16 protein-coding genes are annotated in these 16820 nt (G+C 72.9%); 2 read left to right on the plus strand and 14 right to left on the minus strand.

The annotated features are described in order from the left end of the window. Positions 1 to 152: 152 nt before the first annotated feature. From AC3A5R_RS22025 to AC3A5R_RS22090, 14 genes are all read right to left on the minus strand, one after another. Positions 153 to 812: a LutC/YkgG family protein gene (locus AC3A5R_RS22025; RefSeq protein WP_487622917.1), complete on the minus strand. Its 660-nt coding sequence runs from the start codon at positions 810 to 812 to the stop codon at positions 153 to 155. Further along, the gene (locus AC3A5R_RS22030; protein WP_487622918.1) at positions 809 to 2314 is read right to left on the minus strand and encodes a LutB/LldF family L-lactate oxidation iron-sulfur protein; all 1506 of its coding nucleotides are present in this window, start codon (positions 2312 to 2314) and stop codon (positions 809 to 811) included. Before AC3A5R_RS22030 ends, AC3A5R_RS22025 begins: the two co-directional genes overlap by 4 nt. After that, entirely contained in the window at positions 2311 to 3078 is a 768-nt protein-coding gene (locus tag AC3A5R_RS22035; protein WP_487622919.1) for a (Fe-S)-binding protein, read from the minus strand. The genes AC3A5R_RS22030 and AC3A5R_RS22035 overlap by 4 nt, the downstream gene beginning before the upstream one ends. A gap of 16 nt (positions 3079 to 3094) precedes the next feature. After that, the gene (locus AC3A5R_RS22040) at positions 3095 to 3712 is read right to left on the minus strand and encodes a class I SAM-dependent methyltransferase (RefSeq protein ID WP_487622920.1); all 618 of its coding nucleotides are present in this window, start codon (positions 3710 to 3712) and stop codon (positions 3095 to 3097) included. A gap of 14 nt (positions 3713 to 3726) precedes the next feature. After that, positions 3727 to 4728: an alpha/beta fold hydrolase gene (locus tag AC3A5R_RS22045; protein ID WP_487622921.1), complete on the minus strand. Its 1002-nt coding sequence runs from the start codon at positions 4726 to 4728 to the stop codon at positions 3727 to 3729. After that, positions 4725 to 5963 (minus strand): RNA polymerase sigma factor, encoded by a 1239-nt coding sequence (locus tag AC3A5R_RS22050; protein WP_487622922.1) that lies wholly within the window; start codon positions 5961 to 5963, stop codon positions 4725 to 4727. The genes AC3A5R_RS22045 and AC3A5R_RS22050 overlap by 4 nt, the downstream gene beginning before the upstream one ends. Positions 5964 to 5977: 14 nt before the next feature. Beyond that, positions 5978 to 6355 carry a YciI family protein gene (locus AC3A5R_RS22055; RefSeq protein WP_487622923.1) on the minus strand — a complete coding sequence of 126 codons (378 nt, stop codon included), beginning with the start codon at positions 6353 to 6355 and terminating at the stop codon, positions 5978 to 5980. Positions 6356 to 6541: 186 nt separating this feature from the next. Further along, positions 6542 to 6937: a VOC family protein gene (locus AC3A5R_RS22060; protein ID WP_487622924.1), complete on the minus strand. Its 396-nt coding sequence runs from the start codon at positions 6935 to 6937 to the stop codon at positions 6542 to 6544. A 127-nt stretch (positions 6938 to 7064) separates the two neighbouring features. Beyond that, entirely contained in the window at positions 7065 to 8078 is a 1014-nt protein-coding gene (locus AC3A5R_RS22065) for a sugar phosphate isomerase/epimerase family protein (protein WP_487622925.1), read from the minus strand. A 147-nt stretch (positions 8079 to 8225) separates the two neighbouring features. Then, positions 8226 to 9350: a sugar phosphate isomerase/epimerase family protein gene (locus AC3A5R_RS22070; RefSeq protein ID WP_487622926.1), complete on the minus strand. Its 1125-nt coding sequence runs from the start codon at positions 9348 to 9350 to the stop codon at positions 8226 to 8228. Positions 9351 to 9445: 95 nt separating this feature from the next. After that, positions 9446 to 10678: a Gfo/Idh/MocA family protein gene (locus tag AC3A5R_RS22075; RefSeq protein WP_487622927.1), complete on the minus strand. Its 1233-nt coding sequence runs from the start codon at positions 10676 to 10678 to the stop codon at positions 9446 to 9448. A 120-nt stretch (positions 10679 to 10798) separates the two neighbouring features. Then, positions 10799 to 11857 (minus strand): substrate-binding domain-containing protein, encoded by a 1059-nt coding sequence (locus tag AC3A5R_RS22080; protein WP_487622928.1) that lies wholly within the window; start codon positions 11855 to 11857, stop codon positions 10799 to 10801. Positions 11858 to 12001: 144 nt separating this feature from the next. Continuing rightward, on the minus strand, positions 12002 to 13084 hold the full coding sequence (locus tag AC3A5R_RS22085; RefSeq protein WP_487622929.1) for an ABC transporter permease: 1083 nt from the start codon (positions 13082 to 13084) through the stop codon (positions 12002 to 12004). Further along, positions 13081 to 14607 carry a sugar ABC transporter ATP-binding protein gene (locus tag AC3A5R_RS22090; protein ID WP_487622930.1) on the minus strand — a complete coding sequence of 509 codons (1527 nt, stop codon included), beginning with the start codon at positions 14605 to 14607 and terminating at the stop codon, positions 13081 to 13083. The genes AC3A5R_RS22085 and AC3A5R_RS22090 overlap by 4 nt, the downstream gene beginning before the upstream one ends. Before the next feature lie 73 nt (positions 14608 to 14680). On the opposite strand from AC3A5R_RS22090, the gene AC3A5R_RS22095 reads away from it, so the two are divergent. Together AC3A5R_RS22095 and AC3A5R_RS22100 are read left to right on the plus strand one after the other, a co-directional pair. Beyond that, complete coding sequence (locus AC3A5R_RS22095; protein WP_487622931.1) at positions 14681 to 15943, plus strand: ROK family protein; 1263 nt, start codon at positions 14681 to 14683, stop codon at positions 15941 to 15943. Between the two features lie 8 nt (positions 15944 to 15951). Then, a complete protein-coding gene (locus AC3A5R_RS22100; protein WP_487622932.1) occupies positions 15952 to 16755 on the plus strand; it encodes an HAD-IIA family hydrolase in 804 nt (267 codons plus the stop codon). Positions 16756 to 16820: the final 65 nt, after the last annotated feature.

The following is a 16820-nucleotide window of genomic DNA, read 5'->3' on the forward strand; positions in this document are numbered from 1 at the left end:
GCTGAGCGCTTAAGCAACGGCCGCGCCACCGACTGCTGGGTCCTTGTCGCCGGTCGCGGGCGAGGAGCGCCCGGCCGCCGGCCGCGCGCCGGCCGCGCGCCGGGCACGTGACGGACGGCCGCGCACAGGGACGTCGTGCGGGTGCCGACCGGTCAGCCGGCGAGGACGACGACGAGCGTGCGGGGGCCGTGCACACCCTCGACGCGGCTCAGCTCGATGTCGCTCGTGGCCGAGGGTCCGCTGACGAACGTGAGCGGACGTGTCGGGTCGAGGCGCGCCAGCGCCTCGGGCACGGTCTGCACGACGTCGGCGACGCGCAGCACGCAGACGTGGACGTCAGGCACGAGCGTCAGGGCGCGGCGACCGCACGGGGGCGAGCCGTCGAGCACCACGGTGCCGGTCTCCGACACGGCGAGGACCGACGCGGTGACGACCGCGGCGACGGCGTCGAGGCCGCGCGCGGCCATGGCGCCGTCGTCGGGCCGGGACGCCAGTCCCTCCACCCACGCGGCCGGCAGCCCGGGCGCGTGCAGGAGCGAAGGCGCTTCGTCATAGCCGTCGTCGATCCCCTTGCGGGACAATGCATCCGACACCGCGGAGGCCACGGCATCACGGACCGAGCCGTCGTCGGCATCACATCGCACGACGGTGGCCCGGTAGTCCTCGAGGCGGTCGACGAGCTGCTCGACGAGCGCCTCCGAGCCGACCTCGTGCTCGCCGACGCGCCGGTACCCGCGCGGCACGTCGGGCACCTCCGGCGTCGGGCCCAGGGCGTCGCGGACGCGTGCGAGCACCTCGTCGCGGGCGCTCACGAGCCGGCCCCCTCTCCACGCGTGCGGGCCCACCAGTCGCGGAACGTCTCGGCCGGCAGGTCGGGAAGGTCGCGCGAGGCGGTCCACCCGGAGAACGGCGGCGGCAGGGGAACCACCGGCTTGCCGCCCCGGATCCCCTTGCGCGCCCTGGTCGCTGCGCGCCCGGCCCGAGCGAAACGGCCGGCGTCGGCCATGACCCAGGCCACGGCGCGCATCGAGGCGGCCTCGGCCGTGGGCACGCGGTGGGTGTCGGCATGCGCCTCGACGTGCTCGGCCCGCAACCGGACGAGCTGGTCCGGGATCGGGATCTTGACCGGGCAGACGTCGTAGCAGGCCCCGCACAGCGACGACGCGTAGGGCAGGGAGTCGTTGGGGTGCGCGTCGCCGGTGCCGCCGTCGAGACCGGTCAGCTGCGGCGACAGGATCGCCCCGATCGGGCCCGGGTACACCGACCCGTACGCGTGGCCGCCGACCCGCTCGTACACCGGGCACACGTTGAGGCAGGCCGAGCAGCGGATGCAGTGCAGCGCCGACCGGCCCTGCTCGTCGGCGAGCACCCGGGTGCGGCCGTTGTCGAGGAGGACGAGGTGGAACTCCTGCGGACCGTCGGCGGGCGTCACGCCGGTCCACGTCGACGTGTACGGGTTCATCCGCTCACCGGTCGAGCTGCGCGGCAGCAGCTGGAGGAACACCTCGAGGTCCTGCCACGTCGGAACGAGCTTCTCGATGCCCATGACGGTGATGAGGGTGTCAGGCAGCGTCAGGCACATGCGGCCGTTGCCCTCCGACTCGACCACGGCGAGCGAACCGGTTTGCGCCACGGCGAAGTTCGCGCCCGACACCGCGACGCGTGCCCGCAGGAACACCTCGCGCAGGTGTGCTCGGGCCGCGGCTGCGAGCACGGCCGGCTCGTCGGTGAGCGACGCGTCGACGCCGGGCATCTCGCGCACGAAGATGTCGCGGATCTCGGCCCGGCCGCGGTGGATGGCCGGCACGAGGATGTGCGAGGGCTTGTCGTGGCCGAGCTGCACGATCAGCTCGGCGAGGTCGGTCTCGTGCGCGGCGATGCCGGCGGCCTCGAGCGCCTCGTTGAGCCCGATCTCCTGGGTCGCCATCGACTTGACCTTGACGACCTCGTCGGCCCCGGTGGCGCGCACCAGGCCGGTGACGATCGCGTTGGCCTCGGCGGCGTCGCGGGCCCAGTGCACGTGGCCGCCGCGGGCGGTGACGTTGGCCTCGAGCTGCTCGAGCAGCTCGGGCAGCCGGGCCATCGTCGCGGCCTTGAGCGCGGCACCGGCGTCGCGCAGCGCCTCCCAGTCGGGCACCTCCTCCACGACGGACGCGCGCTTGGCGCGGATGGTCGCGGTGGCGTGCCCGAGGTTGCGGCGCAGCTGGGTGTCGGCGAGCGCCGTGCGCGCCGCGGTCGGGAAGGACGTGTCGCCGGCGAGGTTGCCGTGCCCTGCGGGTGGGCGCAGGCCCGGCATCCCGAGGTGGGTCGTCATGCGCCCACCTCCCACGGCGCGTCCTGGGTGCTCGCGAGCACCTGCGCGAGGTGGACTGGCCGCACGCCGGTGCGCAGCCGCGCGAGGCCGCCGCCGATGTGCATGAGGCACGACGCGTCGCCGGCGGTCAGCACCTCGGCGCGGGTCTGGCGCACCGCCGCCATCTTGTCGGCGAGCATCGCCGTGGACGTGTCGGCGTTCTTGACGGCGAAGGTGCCGCCGAAGCCGCAGCACGAGTCGGCCGCGGGGAGCTCGACGAGGTCGATGCCGCGGACCGCGCGCAGCAGCTGCAGCGGCCGGTCGCCCACGCGCAGCATCCGGAGCGAGTGGCACGTCGGGTGGTAGGTGACCCGGTGCGGGTAGGAGGCGCCGACGTCGGTGACGCCGAGCACGTCGACGAGCAGCTCGGACAGCTCGAAGGTGCGAGCGGCCACCGCCTCGGCCCGCTCGGCGAGCGCGTCGTCGCCCGCGCGTCGGGCGACATCAGCGTGCTGGTGGCGCACCGACCCGACGCACGACCCCGACGGAGCCACGACGGCCTCGACGCCGCCGGCCAGCGCGTGCTCGAACACCTCGACGTGGTGACGCACGAGCCCCACGGCATCGCGCTGGTAGCCGGTGTTCGTGTGCATCTGGCCGCAGCAGGTCTGGTCGGAGGGGAAGACCACCTCGTGACCGAGTCGCTCGAGCAGCGCGGTCGTCGCGCGTGGCACGTCCGGGAACAGGACGTCGCCGAGGCAGGTCGCGAACAGTCCGATGCGCACGCGTGGCTCCTCGTCCTCAGGTCCGGGTCAGCACGACGACCGTATCGAGGGCCTCACGGTGCCCGTCGTCGGTGTCCACGGGCCGTACCCGGATGCCCGAGTGCTGCACCGCCACCGGCAGGCCGTCGACGAGGTCGAGCACCTCGTCGGGGTCGTGGAGCACCTCACGTGAGCTCGGGCCGCCCCAGCCCTCGGTGAGGTTGCGCCCCGCGTGGCACACGACGACCACGTGCCCGCCCGGGCGGACCGCCTCCACGCCCGCGCGGAAGGCCGCCTGCATCTGCTCCCGGGGCAGCTGGAGGTAGGAGAAGAGCGCGAGGTCGAACGAGGCGGGGTCGCCCGGCGCGGCCGTCGTGGCGTCGGCGACGAGCGGCGTCAGGCGCGACGTGTCGTCGCCCAGCAGCGCGGCGGCGCGGGCCCGCATCCGGTCGACGGCGACCGCCGAGTAGTCGGTGGCGACGACGCTCCAGCCCTGCTGCACCATCCACAGGGCGTTGCGGCCCTCGCCGGCCGCGACGTCGAGCGCGGTGCCCGGCGTCAGCGCGCCGACGATCTCGGCGACGAACCGGTTCGGCTCGGCCGACCACACGAGCTCGCTCGCGGCGTACCGCTCGTCCCAGGCGTTGGCGTCCACGGCATCCTCCTCGCTCAGGCCGGCCCGGCGGTGGGCCGGCGGACGTCGTGGGTGGCGCGGGCGTCGCCGGCCGCGTCGACACCCTCGACGAAGGGGGCGACCTCGGCGAGGAAGCGCTCGGGCACCTCGAGCTGCGGGGTGTGCCCGACGCCCTCGAGCCAGGCGGTCGACCAGGCCGGGTTGCGGGTGGCGGTGCGCTGCGCGGCGGCGAACGGCACCAGCCGGTCGCGGTCGCCGTGCACGAGCAGGACCGGCCGGTCGATGCCGGAGACGAGCGCGTCGTAGCGGCGCGGCCGGCGCAGCACCGCGAGCAGCGAGCGCGCCGCGCCGAGGAACTCGGTGTCCTTGGCGGGCAGGGTGCCGCGCCACCGCGACAGGGTGACGCCGGCGTCGATGACCGCCCCGTCGGCGCGCGACGCGTCGGCGAAGCACAGCTGCACCGTGCCGAGCACGCGCTGGCGGTCGGTGTACCGGCTCTGCAGCCGCGACAGGAACAGCTCGCCGACGCGGGGCACCGCGTAGAGCGCGAACGTCACGGCGACCTGCCGGTCCTGGCGCTGGCGCGGCGCCGGCAGGGCCGGGTCGACGAGCACGAGGCCCGCCACGCGCTCCGGCGAACGGTCGGCGAGCAGCAGCGAGATCATGCCGCCCATCGAGTTGCCGACGAGCACCGCCGGCGCTCCGACGACCTCGTCGAGGAACCGCCCGAGCACGCCGGCGTTGGCCTGGACGCTCGTCGAGCGACCCCCGGACGGGGTCAGCCCGAAGCCCGGCAGGTCGAGGGCGACGACGCGCCGACCGGCCGCGAGCGCCGGCCCGACGTGCACCCAGTTGAGGTGCGAGCCGCCGAGGCCGTGGACGAGCACGACGGGCGTGCCGGCCGCGTCGGCGCCCCCGGGGCCCTCGGGCGGGTCGAACTCGACCCAGTGCACCGGCCCGTCGAGGTCGGTGACGTGGCTGCGGGCGCCCCACGGCGCCGCGAGGTCGAACGGGGCGTCGCCCGGGATCGCGCTCACCCCAGCAATCTACGACTCCCGGAGGCCCGGGAGGCCAGGTGGGCCGACTCCGTGACGTTGTCGCTCGACGCCGCCGCCCGCTCCCACTCGGCAGCGGCGTCCGCGAGGCGCCCCAGGTGTCCGAGCAGGTCGGCGCGCACGGCGTGGAAGGAGGTGTACCCATCGAGGGCGAGCGGCTCGACGAGCGCCAGCCCGGCCGCCGGCCCGTCGACCTCGGCCACGGCGACGGCCCGGTTGAGCCGCACGACGTCGGTCGGCACGACGACGAGCAGCTGGTCGTAGAGGGCCAGGACCTGACGCCAGTCGGTGTCGGCCGCGCTCGCCGCGTCGGTGTGCACGGCGTTGACCGCCGCCTGCAGCTGGTAGGGGCCGGGCGCACCGCGTCGCAGGCAGGCCCGGACGATCGCGTGGCCCTCGGCGATCGCCGCGTGGTCCCAGCGGGTGCGGTCCTGGTCGGCGAGGCGCACGAGCTTGCCGGACGCGTCGGTGCGGGCCGGGCGTCGGGCCTCGGTGAGGAGCATGAGCGCGAGCAGGCCCGCCGCCTCGGGCTCGTCGGGCATCAGCTCGATGAGGACGCGCCCGAGCCGGATCGCCTCGGCCGCGAGGTCGGGCCGGCCGAGATCGTCGCCGGCGCTCGCCGTGTGACCCTCGGTGAAGACGAGGTAGATGACGGCGAGCACCGAGGCGAGCCGGTCGGGCAGGTCGGCGTCGCGGGGCACCCGGTACGGGATGCCGGTGTCGCGAATCTTCTTCTTGGCACGGACGATCCGCTGCGCCATCGTCGCCTCGGGCACGAGGAAGGCGTGGGCGATCTCGGGGGTGCTGAGGCCGCCGAGGAGCCGCAACGTCAGGGCGACGCGGGCCTCGGGGGCCAGCGCGGGGTGGCAGCACGTGAAGACGAGCCGTAGGCGGTCGTCGCGCACGGGGCCCTCCTTCCAGTGGTCGTGCAGGGTGTCGTCGGATGCCGTGAGCAGGGCCGACTCGGCATGCTTGCCGTCGCGCGCGGCCTCGCGCCGGAGCCGGTCGACGGCCCGGTTGCGGGCGGTCGTGATGATCCAGCCGGCCGGGCTCGGCGGCAGGCCGTCGCGGGGCCACCGCTCGACGGCGACGGTGAAGGCGTCCTGGACCGCGTCCTCGGCGAGGTCGATGTCGCCGAGGACGCGGATGAGGACGGCCACCGCCCGCCCGTGCTCCTGGCGGAACACCCGGGCGATGTCGTCGGTCGTGACCGACATGCGTGGCTGGGTGCTCAGCCGGCCTCGGGCCGCTGGCCCGGGTCGTCCATGTCGACGAAGGGGCGGATCTCGACGGCGAGACCGGTGGCCTTCGCGGTGCGCTGCGCCCAGCCGAGTGCGACGTCGTAGTCGGGCGCGCGGACGATGGTGAGGCCGCCGAGGTGCTCCTTCGCCTCGAGGAAGGGGCCGTCGGTGAGCACGGCCTCGCCGGAGCCGCTCGTGCGGATCGTCGTGGCCGCCGACAGGTCGCCGAGGCCGCCGGCGAAGACCCAGCCGCCGGCCGCCCGGATGTCGGCGTTGATCGTCTCGAGCTCGGCCATGATCGGGCCGAGGACCTCCGGGGGCGGCGTCGGCCCGTCCGGGGAGTAGAGGGTGATGAGGTAGGTCCTCATCGGGGTACCTGTCGCAGTCGTCGTGCCGGTGGTCGAACCGGTGGAAGCCGTGGTCGTCATCGTCGTGCCTCTCGGTCGTGAGGTGCGGAGCGGGACGGTTCGCCTGCTCTCACCCTCTACACGAACGGTCGGAGGCGCAATCGACAGTGGGACGACACGTCTTCGGCCCGTCTTTCGGCACGCCGGTCAGGAGGCGGAACGCGGGCGCTGCTCGACGAGGCCGACGAGGTTGCCCTCGGGGTCGGTGACGAACGCCATCCACTCGTCGGTGCCGGCCGGACCGAGCGTGTCGTCGTCGTGGCCGAAGATGACGTGCGGCTCGGACTCGACGGAGACCCCGGCGCCGCGCAGCCGCTCCACCGTGGCCTCGATGTCGTCGACGCGGTGGTAGAGCAGCGCGCTCGGCGCACCGCGGTCGAGCAGGAGCCGGACGCCGCCGCGGTCGAAGAAGACGAGACCCGGCGGCTCGAACGAAGCCACCGGCCGCGTGCCGAGCAGGTCGGCGTAGAACGCGGTGGCACGGGCGAGGTCGTCGGCGTGCAGGGCGACCTGGACGAGTGGGCTGCCGGCGTCGATGGCCATGGGCCGACGCTAGACCTCCTCACCGTCGAGTGGGCACTTTGTCACGGTCGAGTGGGCACTCTGCCCGTGACAACGTGCCCACTCGACGGGTGTCGTGGGTCGGTGACCCGGCCCGTTGACCCCGGCGTCAGTCCTTGCTGCTGCTGCTGAAGGCGGCGTCGAAGGCCGCGTCGGGGCGCTCGAAGTTGAGGTCGCGGACGTACTCGAGCGCACCGGGCGCTCCGACGAGTCGGTCCATGCCGGCGTCCTCCCACTCGATGCTGATCGGGCCGTCGTAGCCGATCGCGTTGAGGGTGCGGAAGCAATCCTCCCACGGCACGTCACCGTGCCCGGTGGAGACGAAGTCCCAGCCGCGGCGCGGGTCGCCCCAGGGCAGGTGCGAGCCGAGACGACCGTTGCGGCCGTTGCCGATCCGCTTGCGGGTGTCCTTGCAGTCGACGTGGTAGATCCGGTCCTTGAAGTCCCAGATGAAGGCTGCCGGGTCGAGGTCCTGCCACACCATGTGGCTCGGGTCCCAGTTGAGGCCGAAGGCCTCGCGGTGCCCGATGGCCTCGAGCGTCGCCACGGTGCTCCAGTAGTCGTAGGCCATCTCGCTCGGGTGCACCTCGTGCGCGAACCTCACACCGACCTCGTCGAAGACGTCGAGGATCGGGTTCCAGCGCCGGGCGAAGTCGGCGTACCCCTCCTGGATGACGGCGTCGGACACCGGCGGGAACATCGCGACGTACTTCCACACGGCAGAGCCGGTGAACCCGATGACCGTGTCGACGCCGAGCCTCGCGGCGGCCCGCGCGGTGTTGGCCATCCGCTCGGCGGCCCGCTGCCGGACACCCTCGGGGTCGCCGTCGCCCCACACGGCCGCAGGCAGGATGTCCTGGTGCCGGTGGTCGATGGGGTCGTCGCAGACGGCCTGACCGACGAGGTGGTTGGAGATCGCCCACACCTTGAGGTCGTGCTTGGCGAGGATCTCGAGGCGCGACTCGACGTAGCCGTCCTCGGTCAGGGCGCGGTCGACCTCGAAGTGGTCGCCCCAGCAGGCGATCTCGAGGCCGTCGTAGCCCCACTCCCCTGCGAGGCGGCACACCTCCTCGAAGGGCAGGTCGGCCCACTGGCCGGTGAAGAGGGTGATCGGTCGCACCATCATCGCTCCTTCTCGTCGTGCACCCTGGCAGGGGTCGCTAGCATCATCGTTCACGTCCTTCTTCGACAGAGACGGGCCAGCCGGCCCCCGGAAGCACGCGTCGCTGCATCGACGCGGAGCTGCTCCGGGGGCCGGCGTCCGACGCCATCAGCCGCGGAGGGCAGCCATGTTGTCGTAGCTGACCTTGGCGAACTCGAGCGACTGGCCCGGGTTGGCCGCGCCTCCGGGAGCGGTGTCCTGCTCCCACATCGGGTTGTGCCAGCCCTTGGAGCCGACCCGGCGCAGGAACGTCGAGTAGTCGATGTCGCCCTGGCCGAACGGGGCCATGACGTAGCCGGCGCTCTGCGTCGGGTCGTACTTGCCGTCCTTGGCGTGGAAGAGCGGGAAGCGCTTCGTCTGGGCCTCGACGACGGCGGCCGGGTCGAACACCGAGGTCACCGTCGAGCCGTCGGGCGCCGTGTAGCTCCGGTGCTTGAACTGCGCGACGTGCGCCCAGTAGATGTCCATCTCGAGGAAGACGTACTTCGGGTCGGTGTTGGCCAGGAAGTACTCGAGGCGCCGGACGCCGGACGAGCGCGTCGGGCGGCCGAGGGCGTCGAGCGGCCCGCTGTCGAGCAGGAAGCTGTAGGCGATGTCGTGGTTGTGCGTGTAGAGCTTGAGCCCGTGCTTCTTCAGGGCCCGCTCTCCGAGGGTGTTCCAGCGGGCGGCCGCGGCGTCCCAGTCGGCGACGACGCCGCTGCTCGTCGGGTCGTTGCCGGTGCCGATGTGCGTCATGCCGAGGATGTTGGCGGTCTCGCACATCGCGTCGAAGCTCGCGAGCGTGGCGTCGGTGATGGTCGCCGGGACGGTGCCGTGGTTGCCCTCGGCCTCGATCCCGTTGTCGTCGAGCCACGTTCGCAGCAGCTTGGCACCGTCGGGGTTGTTGACGTTGCCACCGGGGGCGTTCACGTGCTGGCTGTAGCCGGCGAACTCGATCTGGGTGTAGCCGATGCGGCCCAGCTCCTCGATGACGGCCTTGAAGCCGGACGCGTACGGCGAGGTGGCGGGGTCGCGCGAGATGGCGTCGCGGACGGTGTAGAGGATGATGCCGCGCTTGGACTGCGGGATGAGGACTCCGTTGGCGTTGCCGGTGGGCGCTGCGTGGGCGGTGCCGACCGAGGCCGCCGTCAGGGCCGCCGCGGCGGCCATTCCCGTGGAGGCCGCCATGAACTGGCGGCGGTTGAGCCCGAGGCCCTGGGCGAGCTTCAGCGGCTTGACGTCGTTGTCGTGCATGTGAGGGTGCTCCTTCGGGGTGTGACAGAGACGGTGGTGCGGGGGCTGCGACCGGGACTCCTTTCAGGACGGTGAAGCGCGATGACCCCCGTGAGTCAGGTGAGGACGGGAGACGCCGTGCGGGCCCCGACGATCGGGGTCCAGGACCCCTCCCGCTCCGCACTCGTCTCGACGGCCGACAGGATCCGCTGCACCTGGAGCCCGTCGGTGAACGAGGGCCGCGGGTCGGCGCCCGCGGCGACGGCGGTGAGGAAGTCCACCGCCTGGTGGGTGAAGCCGTGCTCGTAGCCGAGCACGTGGCCGGGCGGCCACCAGGCGGCCACCCACGGGTGGTCGGCCTCGGTGACGAGCACCCGGGTGAAGCCCGCGTCACGCGTCGGGGCGTCGTTGTCGAAGACGTGCAGCACGTTCATGTCCTCGAAGTCGAACGCGATCGACCCGCGGGTTCCGTTGATCTCCAAGCGGATCGCGTTCTTGCGCCCCGTGGCGAACCGGGTCGCCTCGAACGTGGCGAGCGCTCCCCCCGACATCCGCGACACGAAGACCGCAGCGTCGTCGACGGTGACCGGTCCCATCGTGACGCTCCCGTTGGAGCCGGCCGCGCCTGAGATGCCGCTCGTGCCGACGGCCGACGCGTCCGACACCGGCCGCTCGCGCACGAAGGTCTCGGTCAGCGCCGACACCCCCGTCAGCGTCTCTCCCGTGACGTGCTGGGCGAGGTCGACGATGTGGGCGCCGATGTCACCGAGCGCCCCGGACCCGGCGCGGTCCTTCTGGAGGCGCCACGTCAGCGGCGACTCGGGGTCGGTGAGCCAGTCCTGCAGGTAGACGCCACGCACGTGCAGCACCCGCCCGATGCGTCCCTCGGCGACGAGCTGGCGCCCGTACGCGACGGCCGGGACGCGTCGGTAGGTGAACCCGACCATGGAGCGCACGCCCCGGGCCCGGGCCGCCTCGGCGGCCGCGGCCATGGCCTCCGCCTCCTCGACGCTGTTGGCGAGCGGCTTCTCGCAGAGGACGTGCTTGCCCGCCTCGAGCGCGGCGAGCGCGATCTCGGCGTGCGTGTCGCCGGGCGTGCAGATGTCGATGACGTGGATGTCGTCGCGCTCGAGCAGCCGCCGCCAGTCGGTCTCGACGTCGGCCCAGCCGAACCGGTCGGCCGTGTCGCGCGCGGCCGAGGCGTTGCGGCCGGCCACGGCGACGAGGCGCGGCTCGACCGGGACGTCGAAGTAGCTGCGGGCGTTGCGCCAGGCCTGCGAGTGGGCGCGGCCCATGAAGGCGTAGCCGATCATCCCCACCCCGAGGGCGGGCTTTGGTGCGGTCGTCATGACGTCCTCAATCTCCGACGAAAGATGTGTCGGTGGTGGTGCGCTGCCGGGGCGGCCGGGTGAGAGCCGGGGACGGGCGCCCGCGCCGCACTCGGTGGGTACGGCGCGGGCCCCGGCCGGTCAGGACTCGAAACCGAGCGGCAGGTACTGGTCGACGTTCTCCTTGGTGACGACCGGCGCGTTGAGGACGACGCGGGTGGGCACCTCGACCTGGACGAGGTCGCTCAGACCCTTGTTCTGGGCGATGAGACGCGCGAGCTTGATGCCGTCGGCGGCCTGGGTCGGCGGGTAGATGACCGTGGCCTCCATCTTGCCCTCCTTGATCCACCGCATCGCGTTGGCCGAGCCGGCACCGCCGATGAAGGCCATCTCGTGGCGGTTGGCCTGGTCGAAGGCCGCCATGACGCCGACACCCTGGTCGTCGTCGTGGTTCCAGAGGATGTCGATCTTCGGCGCGGCCTGGATCAGGTTGGTGGCCTGGCGGTTTCCGGACTCGACGGTGAACTCGGCAGCGACCCGGTTGTCGACCGTCTGGTTGCAGGCCTTGAGGGCGTCGGCGAAGCCCTTGCTGCGGTCCTGCGTCAGCGGCAGGGCGTCGATGCCGGCGATCTCGGCGATGACCGGGTTGGACAGGTTCTTGTCCTTGACGAGCTTGCAGGCGTACGTGCCGGCCGAGACACCCATGCCGTAGTTGTCGCCGAGGACCGTCGCACGGGCGGCGAACGGGCTGGAGAACTCACGGTCGACGTTGATGACCGGGATGCCGGCTTGCATCGCCTTGGTGGCGATCTCGGTGAGGGCGGCGCCGTCGGTCGGCAGCAGCACGATGGCGTCGACCTTGTCGTTGATGAAGGTCTCGATCTGGGCGATCTGGGCGCTGGCGTCGTTGGTGCCCTCGGCGGCCTTGAGCTCGACGTCGCTGTACTTCTTCGCCTCGGCGAGCGCCGAGCTGTTGACGGCCGCGAGCCAGCCGTGGTCGGCCGCGGGGCCGGAGAAGCCGATGACGACCTTCTTGCCCGGGGCATCGTTGTCGCTCGCGGCGTTGCCACCGGCCTGCTGGGTCGAGGCCGCCGCCGTCGTGGCCGGGTCGTTGCTCGTGCAGCCGGCGGCGACGAGGGCGGCGCTCATGGCGATCGCCGCGGCGGCGACGCGCTTGGTGGTGCGAGGTGATGCGGACACGCTGACTCCTATGTGAGCAGTGTTGAAGGTGTGAGTTGCCGTGCGACCCGGTGGCCCCGGGGGTTGTGGTGCTGGGTTCCCCTGCGGTGCGGTGCGATCCGCCCGGCCGGCGAGACCGGGCGGGATCCGTCGACGTGGCTGGCGCTAGGTCGACCTGGTGCGGGAGACCCGCTGCTGGAGCAGGACGGCGGCGATGATGATGGCCCCCTTGGCCACCGCCTGCGTGGAGGTGTCGACGTTGTTCAGGGTGAACACGTTGCCCAGCGTCGTGAAGATGAGGACGCCGAGGATGGTGCCGACGATGGTGCCGCGGCCGCCGGACAGGAGCGTGCCGCCGATGACGACGGCCGCGATGGCGTCCAGCTCGTAGAGCTGGCCGTGGGTCGAGGTGCCCGTGGTGGTGCGGGCCATGAGCATGACTGCCGCGATGCCGCACGCGACCCCGAGCAGGATGTAGAGGTACATCGTGTGGCGCTGGACGCGGATGCCGGCGAGGCGGGCGGCCTCGGCGTTGCCGCCGATGGCCAGGGTGCGGCGTCCGAAGGTCGTGCGGTTGAGCAGGATCCAGCCGATGACGGAGACGACGGCGAACATGATGACGAGGACCGGCACGCCGAGGACGCTGCCGCCGAAGAACTCGACGAACCCGCGCTCGCGCACGATCTGGGTCCGCCGCTTGGCGATGAGCTCGGCGAGCCCGCGCGCGGCGGCCAGCATGGCGAGGGTGACGATGAAGGGCGCTATCCGCCCGTAGGCCACGAGCACGCCGTTGACGAGACCGCACCCGGCTCCGACGGCGAGGGCTGCGAAGACCATGATGATCCAGTGGGTGTTCGCCGCCATGGTCTGGGTGGCGACGGTGGTGGCCCACACCGACGACAGAGCCACGATCGCACCCACCGACAGGTCGATGCCGCCGCCGGAGATGACGAAGGTCATGCCGACGCTGACGACGCCGATGACCGAGCCGAGCCGCAGGATCGTCAGCGCGTTCTCGGGGCTGGCGAACCGGTCGCCGGCGGTGACGACGCCGACGACGACGAGCAGCAGGAGGGCGAGGACGAGCCCCGCGTTGCGACCGGCAGGCCCGGAGAGCAGGCCGGCCAGGCCCCCACCCGACCGCGACGGCGCGCCGCCGACAGCGGGGCCCCCCTTCGGCTCCTCCGGGCCCGCCTCGGACCCGGGCGCCCCCGGCGTCTGGTCGGCCTTCGTGACGTCGGCGCTCATGCCGCGTCTCCCTTCAGGATGATGTCGAGGACGGCGTGCTCGTCGAGCTCGGCGGCCGGTCCCTCGTGGCGGACGGTGCGGTCGGCGAGGACCAGCACCCGGTTGGACAGCCCGAGCACCTCGGGGATCTCGCTGCTGACGACGACGACGGCGACGCCCTGCTCGGTGAGGCGCCGCACGAGCGCGTAGATCTCGGAGCGGGCGCCGACGTCGACGCCGCGGGTCGGCTCGTCGAGGAGTAGGACGCGGCAGCCGCGGAGCAGCCACCGGGCGAGGACGACCTTCTGCTGGTTGCCGCCCGACAGCGTGCGCGACTCACGGTGGACGCCGCGCGGCCGGACGTCGAGGGACTCCATGAGCTCCTCGGCCGCGGCCACCTCGGCGTCGCCGTCGAGCAGGCCGGCCCGGGAGAACCGCGCGAGCGTGGCGAGGCTGATGTTCGAGGCGAGGCTCGCCCCGAGGACGAGTGCCTGGCTCTTGCGCTCCTCGGGGCACAGGCCGATGCCGGCGGCGACGGCGGCGGACACCGAGCCGGCCCGAACCGCCTTGCCGTCCACGAGGACCCGGCCGCTCGTGGCGCGGCGCGCGCCGAAGATCGTCTCGACGATCTCGGACCGGCCGGAGCCGACGAGGCCCGCGAGGCCCACGACCTCGCCGGGCCGGACCTCGAAGGTCACGTCGGCGAACTCGCCCGCGCGGGAGAGCCCCTCGACGCGGAGCACGGGCTCGGCGTCGGCGACCGGCGGCTTGTCGGGGAAGACGTACTCGATGGAGCGGCCGGTCATGAGCCGGATCAGCTCCTGGGTCCCGGTGTCCTCGGCGTCGAGACCGGTGGCGACGGTGCGGCCGTCCTTGAGGACCGTGACCCGGTCGCCGATCTCGCGGATCTCCTCGAGGCGGTGGGAGATGTAGACGACGGCGACGCCCTGGGCGGTGACCTCGCGGATGACCGCGAAGAGCTGCTCGACCTCGCCCGCGTCGAGCACGGCGGACGGCTCGTCCATGATGATGAGGCGCGCGTCGCGCGACAGGGCGCGGGCCATGCTGACGATCTGGCACGACGCGGCCGAGAGGGTGCCGACCTCGGTCGAGGGCGAGATCTCGCGGTGGCCGAGGCGGGCGAGCAGCTCGGCGGCGCCGCGGCGGGCGGCGGCGCGCTGCGAGAACCCGAAGCGGGTCGGCTCGTGCCCGAGGTAGATGTTCTCGGCGACGGTGAGGCCCTCGACGAGGTCGAGCTCCTGGTACATCGTCGCGACGCCGAGGTCCATGGCCGCCTGGGGGTGGTGCAGCGTCACGGTCTCGCCGTCCCACTCGATGGTGCCCTCGTCGGGCTCGTGGACACCGGCGAGCACCTTGATGAGCGTGCTCTTGCCGGCGCCGTTCTGGCCGAGGAGGCAGTGCACCTCACCGGGCCGCACGTCGAGGTCGACGCCACCGAGGGCCACGACCCCGGGGAAGCGCTTGACCACGCCGGTCATCCGCAGCAGCGGGGCGTCGGCTCCATCTCGCCGTCGAGATTCCATGGGTCACACCGTGGACCACTTTTGTCGGACCGTCAAGCAAAAGTTTTGCGAGGGTGACACGAAAGCCGGATGGATGGCGTGTGAAAGCTGCGTGTGCTTGACTTCAACAGTGCGTCATCCGGAGTCGTCGTCGCCCCCCGTCCTCGCCGCCAGCGGCGCGGGCGAGCTGCTGCAGCTGCTGCGCGACGAGACGCCCCGCACGCGCGCCGAGCTGGCCAAGCTGACCGGCCTGGCCCGGTCCACGGTCGGCGCCCGCGTCGACGCGCTGCTCGCCACCGGCCTGCTCGCCCCGAGCGGCGAGGCCGCGAGCACCGGGGGGCGACCTCCGGCGCGCTTCGCGTTCAACCCCGAGGCGCGCGTCGTCATCGGCGCCGACATCGGCGCGACGCACGGACGCGTGGCGCTGACCGACCTGAGCGGCAGGCCGATCCGCGAGATCGGCGAGGAGCTCGACATCACCGACGGGCCCGAGGTCGTCCTCGACTGGCTCGTCGCCACGACCCGCCGCCTCCTCGACGACACCGGGCGCGACGCGTCCGACCTCGTCGGCATCGGCATCGGCCTGCCCGGCCCCGTCGAGCACTCGACCGGCCGACCGATGCGCCCACCGATCATGCCCGGGTGGGACGGCTACGACGTGCCGTCCCGCGTGCGCCGGTCCTTCGACGTGCCCGTCCTCGTCGACAACGACGTCAACATCATGGCCCTCGGCGAGCACGCCACGGCCCACCCCGACGTCGAGCACCTCCTCTTCGTCAAGGTCGCCACCGGCATCGGTGCCGGCATCATCAGCGGCGGCCGCCTGCACCGCGGGGCCGTCGGCGCGGCCGGCGACCTCGGGCACGTCGCGGCGCCGCACGCCCCCGAGGTGCTGTGCTCGTGCGGCAACCTGGGGTGCCTCGAGGCCGTGGCCAGCGGACCGGCGATCTCCAAGTCGCTCAGGGAGATCGGCATCTCCGCCGAGAGCAACGCCGACATCGTCGCGCTGGTCCGTGGCGGCAACGTGCCCACCGCGCACGCCGTCCGCCAGGCCGGGCGCACCATCGGCGAGGTGCTCGCCACGTGCGTCAGCCTCCTCAACCCCGAGGTCATCGTCATCGGCGGGTCGCTCGTGCAGGCGGGTGAGAGCCTCATCGCCGGCGTCCGCGAGGTCGTCTACGGGCGGTCGCTGCCGCTCGCCACGGGCGGGCTGCAGATCGTCGTCGCCTCCACGGGAGTCCAGGCCGCCGTCATCGGCGCCGCGACGATGGTCATCCAGCACGTCCTCACCGCCGACCGCGTCGACCTCGCCATCGCGCGCCGGTCCGCGGCCGCGGCCGCCGCGTCAGCCGGCTGACCCCCACAATGGGGGCCATGACCGATCACCGGCCCGTCGACACCTGGCTCACCGACATGGACGGCGTCCTCGTGCACGAGGAGGACGCGATCCCCGGCGCCGCCGAGTTCATCGCCGCGCTCGAGGCGTCGGGCAAGCAGTTCCTCGTCCTGACGAACAACTCGATCTTCACCCCGCGTGACCTCGCGGCTCGCCTGCGGCTCAGCGGGATCGAGGTGCCGGAGCGCGCGATCTGGACCTCCGCCCTGGCCACGGCGCAGTTCCTGGCCGACCAGCGCGGCGGCGGCAGCGCGTACGTCGTCGGCGAGGCCGGGCTGCTCACCGCGATGCACGACGTCGGCTTCGTCATGACCGACCGCGACCCCGACTACGTCGTGCTAGGCGAGACGCGCACCTACTCCTTCGAGGCCATCACGCGCGCGATCCGCCTCATCGACAACGGTGCCCGCTTCATCGCCACCAACCCCGACCCGAGCGGGCCGAGCGCGCAGGGCAAGCTGCCCGCCACCGGTTCGGTCGCCGCCCTCATCTCCACCGCCACCGGCCGCCAGCCGTACTACGTCGGCAAGCCGAACCCGCTCATGATGCGCAGCGCGCTCAACCGCATCGAGGCCCACAGCGAGACCACGGTCATGGTCGGCGACCGCATGGACACCGACATCATCAGCGGCCTCGAGGCCGGCCTGCGCACCGTGCTCGTGCTCACCGGCTCGACGCAGCAGCACCAGATCGAGCGCTTCCCCTACCGCCCCAGCCGCGTCGTCGACTCGGTGGCCGACCTCGTCCCGCTCGTCGGGCACGAGGAGGGCTGACCCCGCTCCACCGATCGGCCCGCCTGTGTGCGGCGCGGCCGCTCCGGGTAGGTTCCTCTGGTCGA

It is taken from the genome of Intrasporangium sp. Soil_C_50 (assembly GCF_057656595.1).

Bases quoted from the DNA above. Each gene is read 5' to 3' on its own strand.
- AC3A5R_RS22095 (WP_487622931.1), top strand. From the start codon at position 14,681: ATGGCGTGTGAAAGCTGCGTGTGCTTGACTTCAACAGTGCGTCATCCG.
- AC3A5R_RS22060 (WP_487622924.1), bottom strand. From the start codon at position 6,937: ATGGCCATCGACGCCGGCAGCCCACTCGTCCAGGTCGCCCTGCACGCC.
- AC3A5R_RS22100 (WP_487622932.1), top strand. From the start codon at position 15,952: ATGGGGGCCATGACCGATCACCGGCCCGTCGACACCTGGCTCACCGAC.
- AC3A5R_RS22055 (WP_487622923.1), bottom strand. From the start codon at position 6,355: ATGAGGACCTACCTCATCACCCTCTACTCCCCGGACGGGCCGACGCCG.
- AC3A5R_RS22090 (WP_487622930.1), bottom strand. From the start codon at position 14,607: ATGGAATCTCGACGGCGAGATGGAGCCGACGCCCCGCTGCTGCGGATG.
- AC3A5R_RS22050 (WP_487622922.1), bottom strand. From the start codon at position 5,963: ATGTCGGTCACGACCGACGACATCGCCCGGGTGTTCCGCCAGGAGCAC.
- AC3A5R_RS22075 (WP_487622927.1), bottom strand. From the start codon at position 10,678: ATGACGACCGCACCAAAGCCCGCCCTCGGGGTGGGGATGATCGGCTAC.
- AC3A5R_RS22030 (WP_487622918.1), bottom strand. From the start codon at position 2,314: ATGACGACCCACCTCGGGATGCCGGGCCTGCGCCCACCCGCAGGGCAC.
- AC3A5R_RS22065 (WP_487622925.1), bottom strand. From the start codon at position 8,078: ATGGTGCGACCGATCACCCTCTTCACCGGCCAGTGGGCCGACCTGCCC.
- AC3A5R_RS22085 (WP_487622929.1), bottom strand. From the start codon at position 13,084: ATGAGCGCCGACGTCACGAAGGCCGACCAGACGCCGGGGGCGCCCGGG.
- AC3A5R_RS22070 (WP_487622926.1), bottom strand. From the start codon at position 9,350: ATGCACGACAACGACGTCAAGCCGCTGAAGCTCGCCCAGGGCCTCGGG.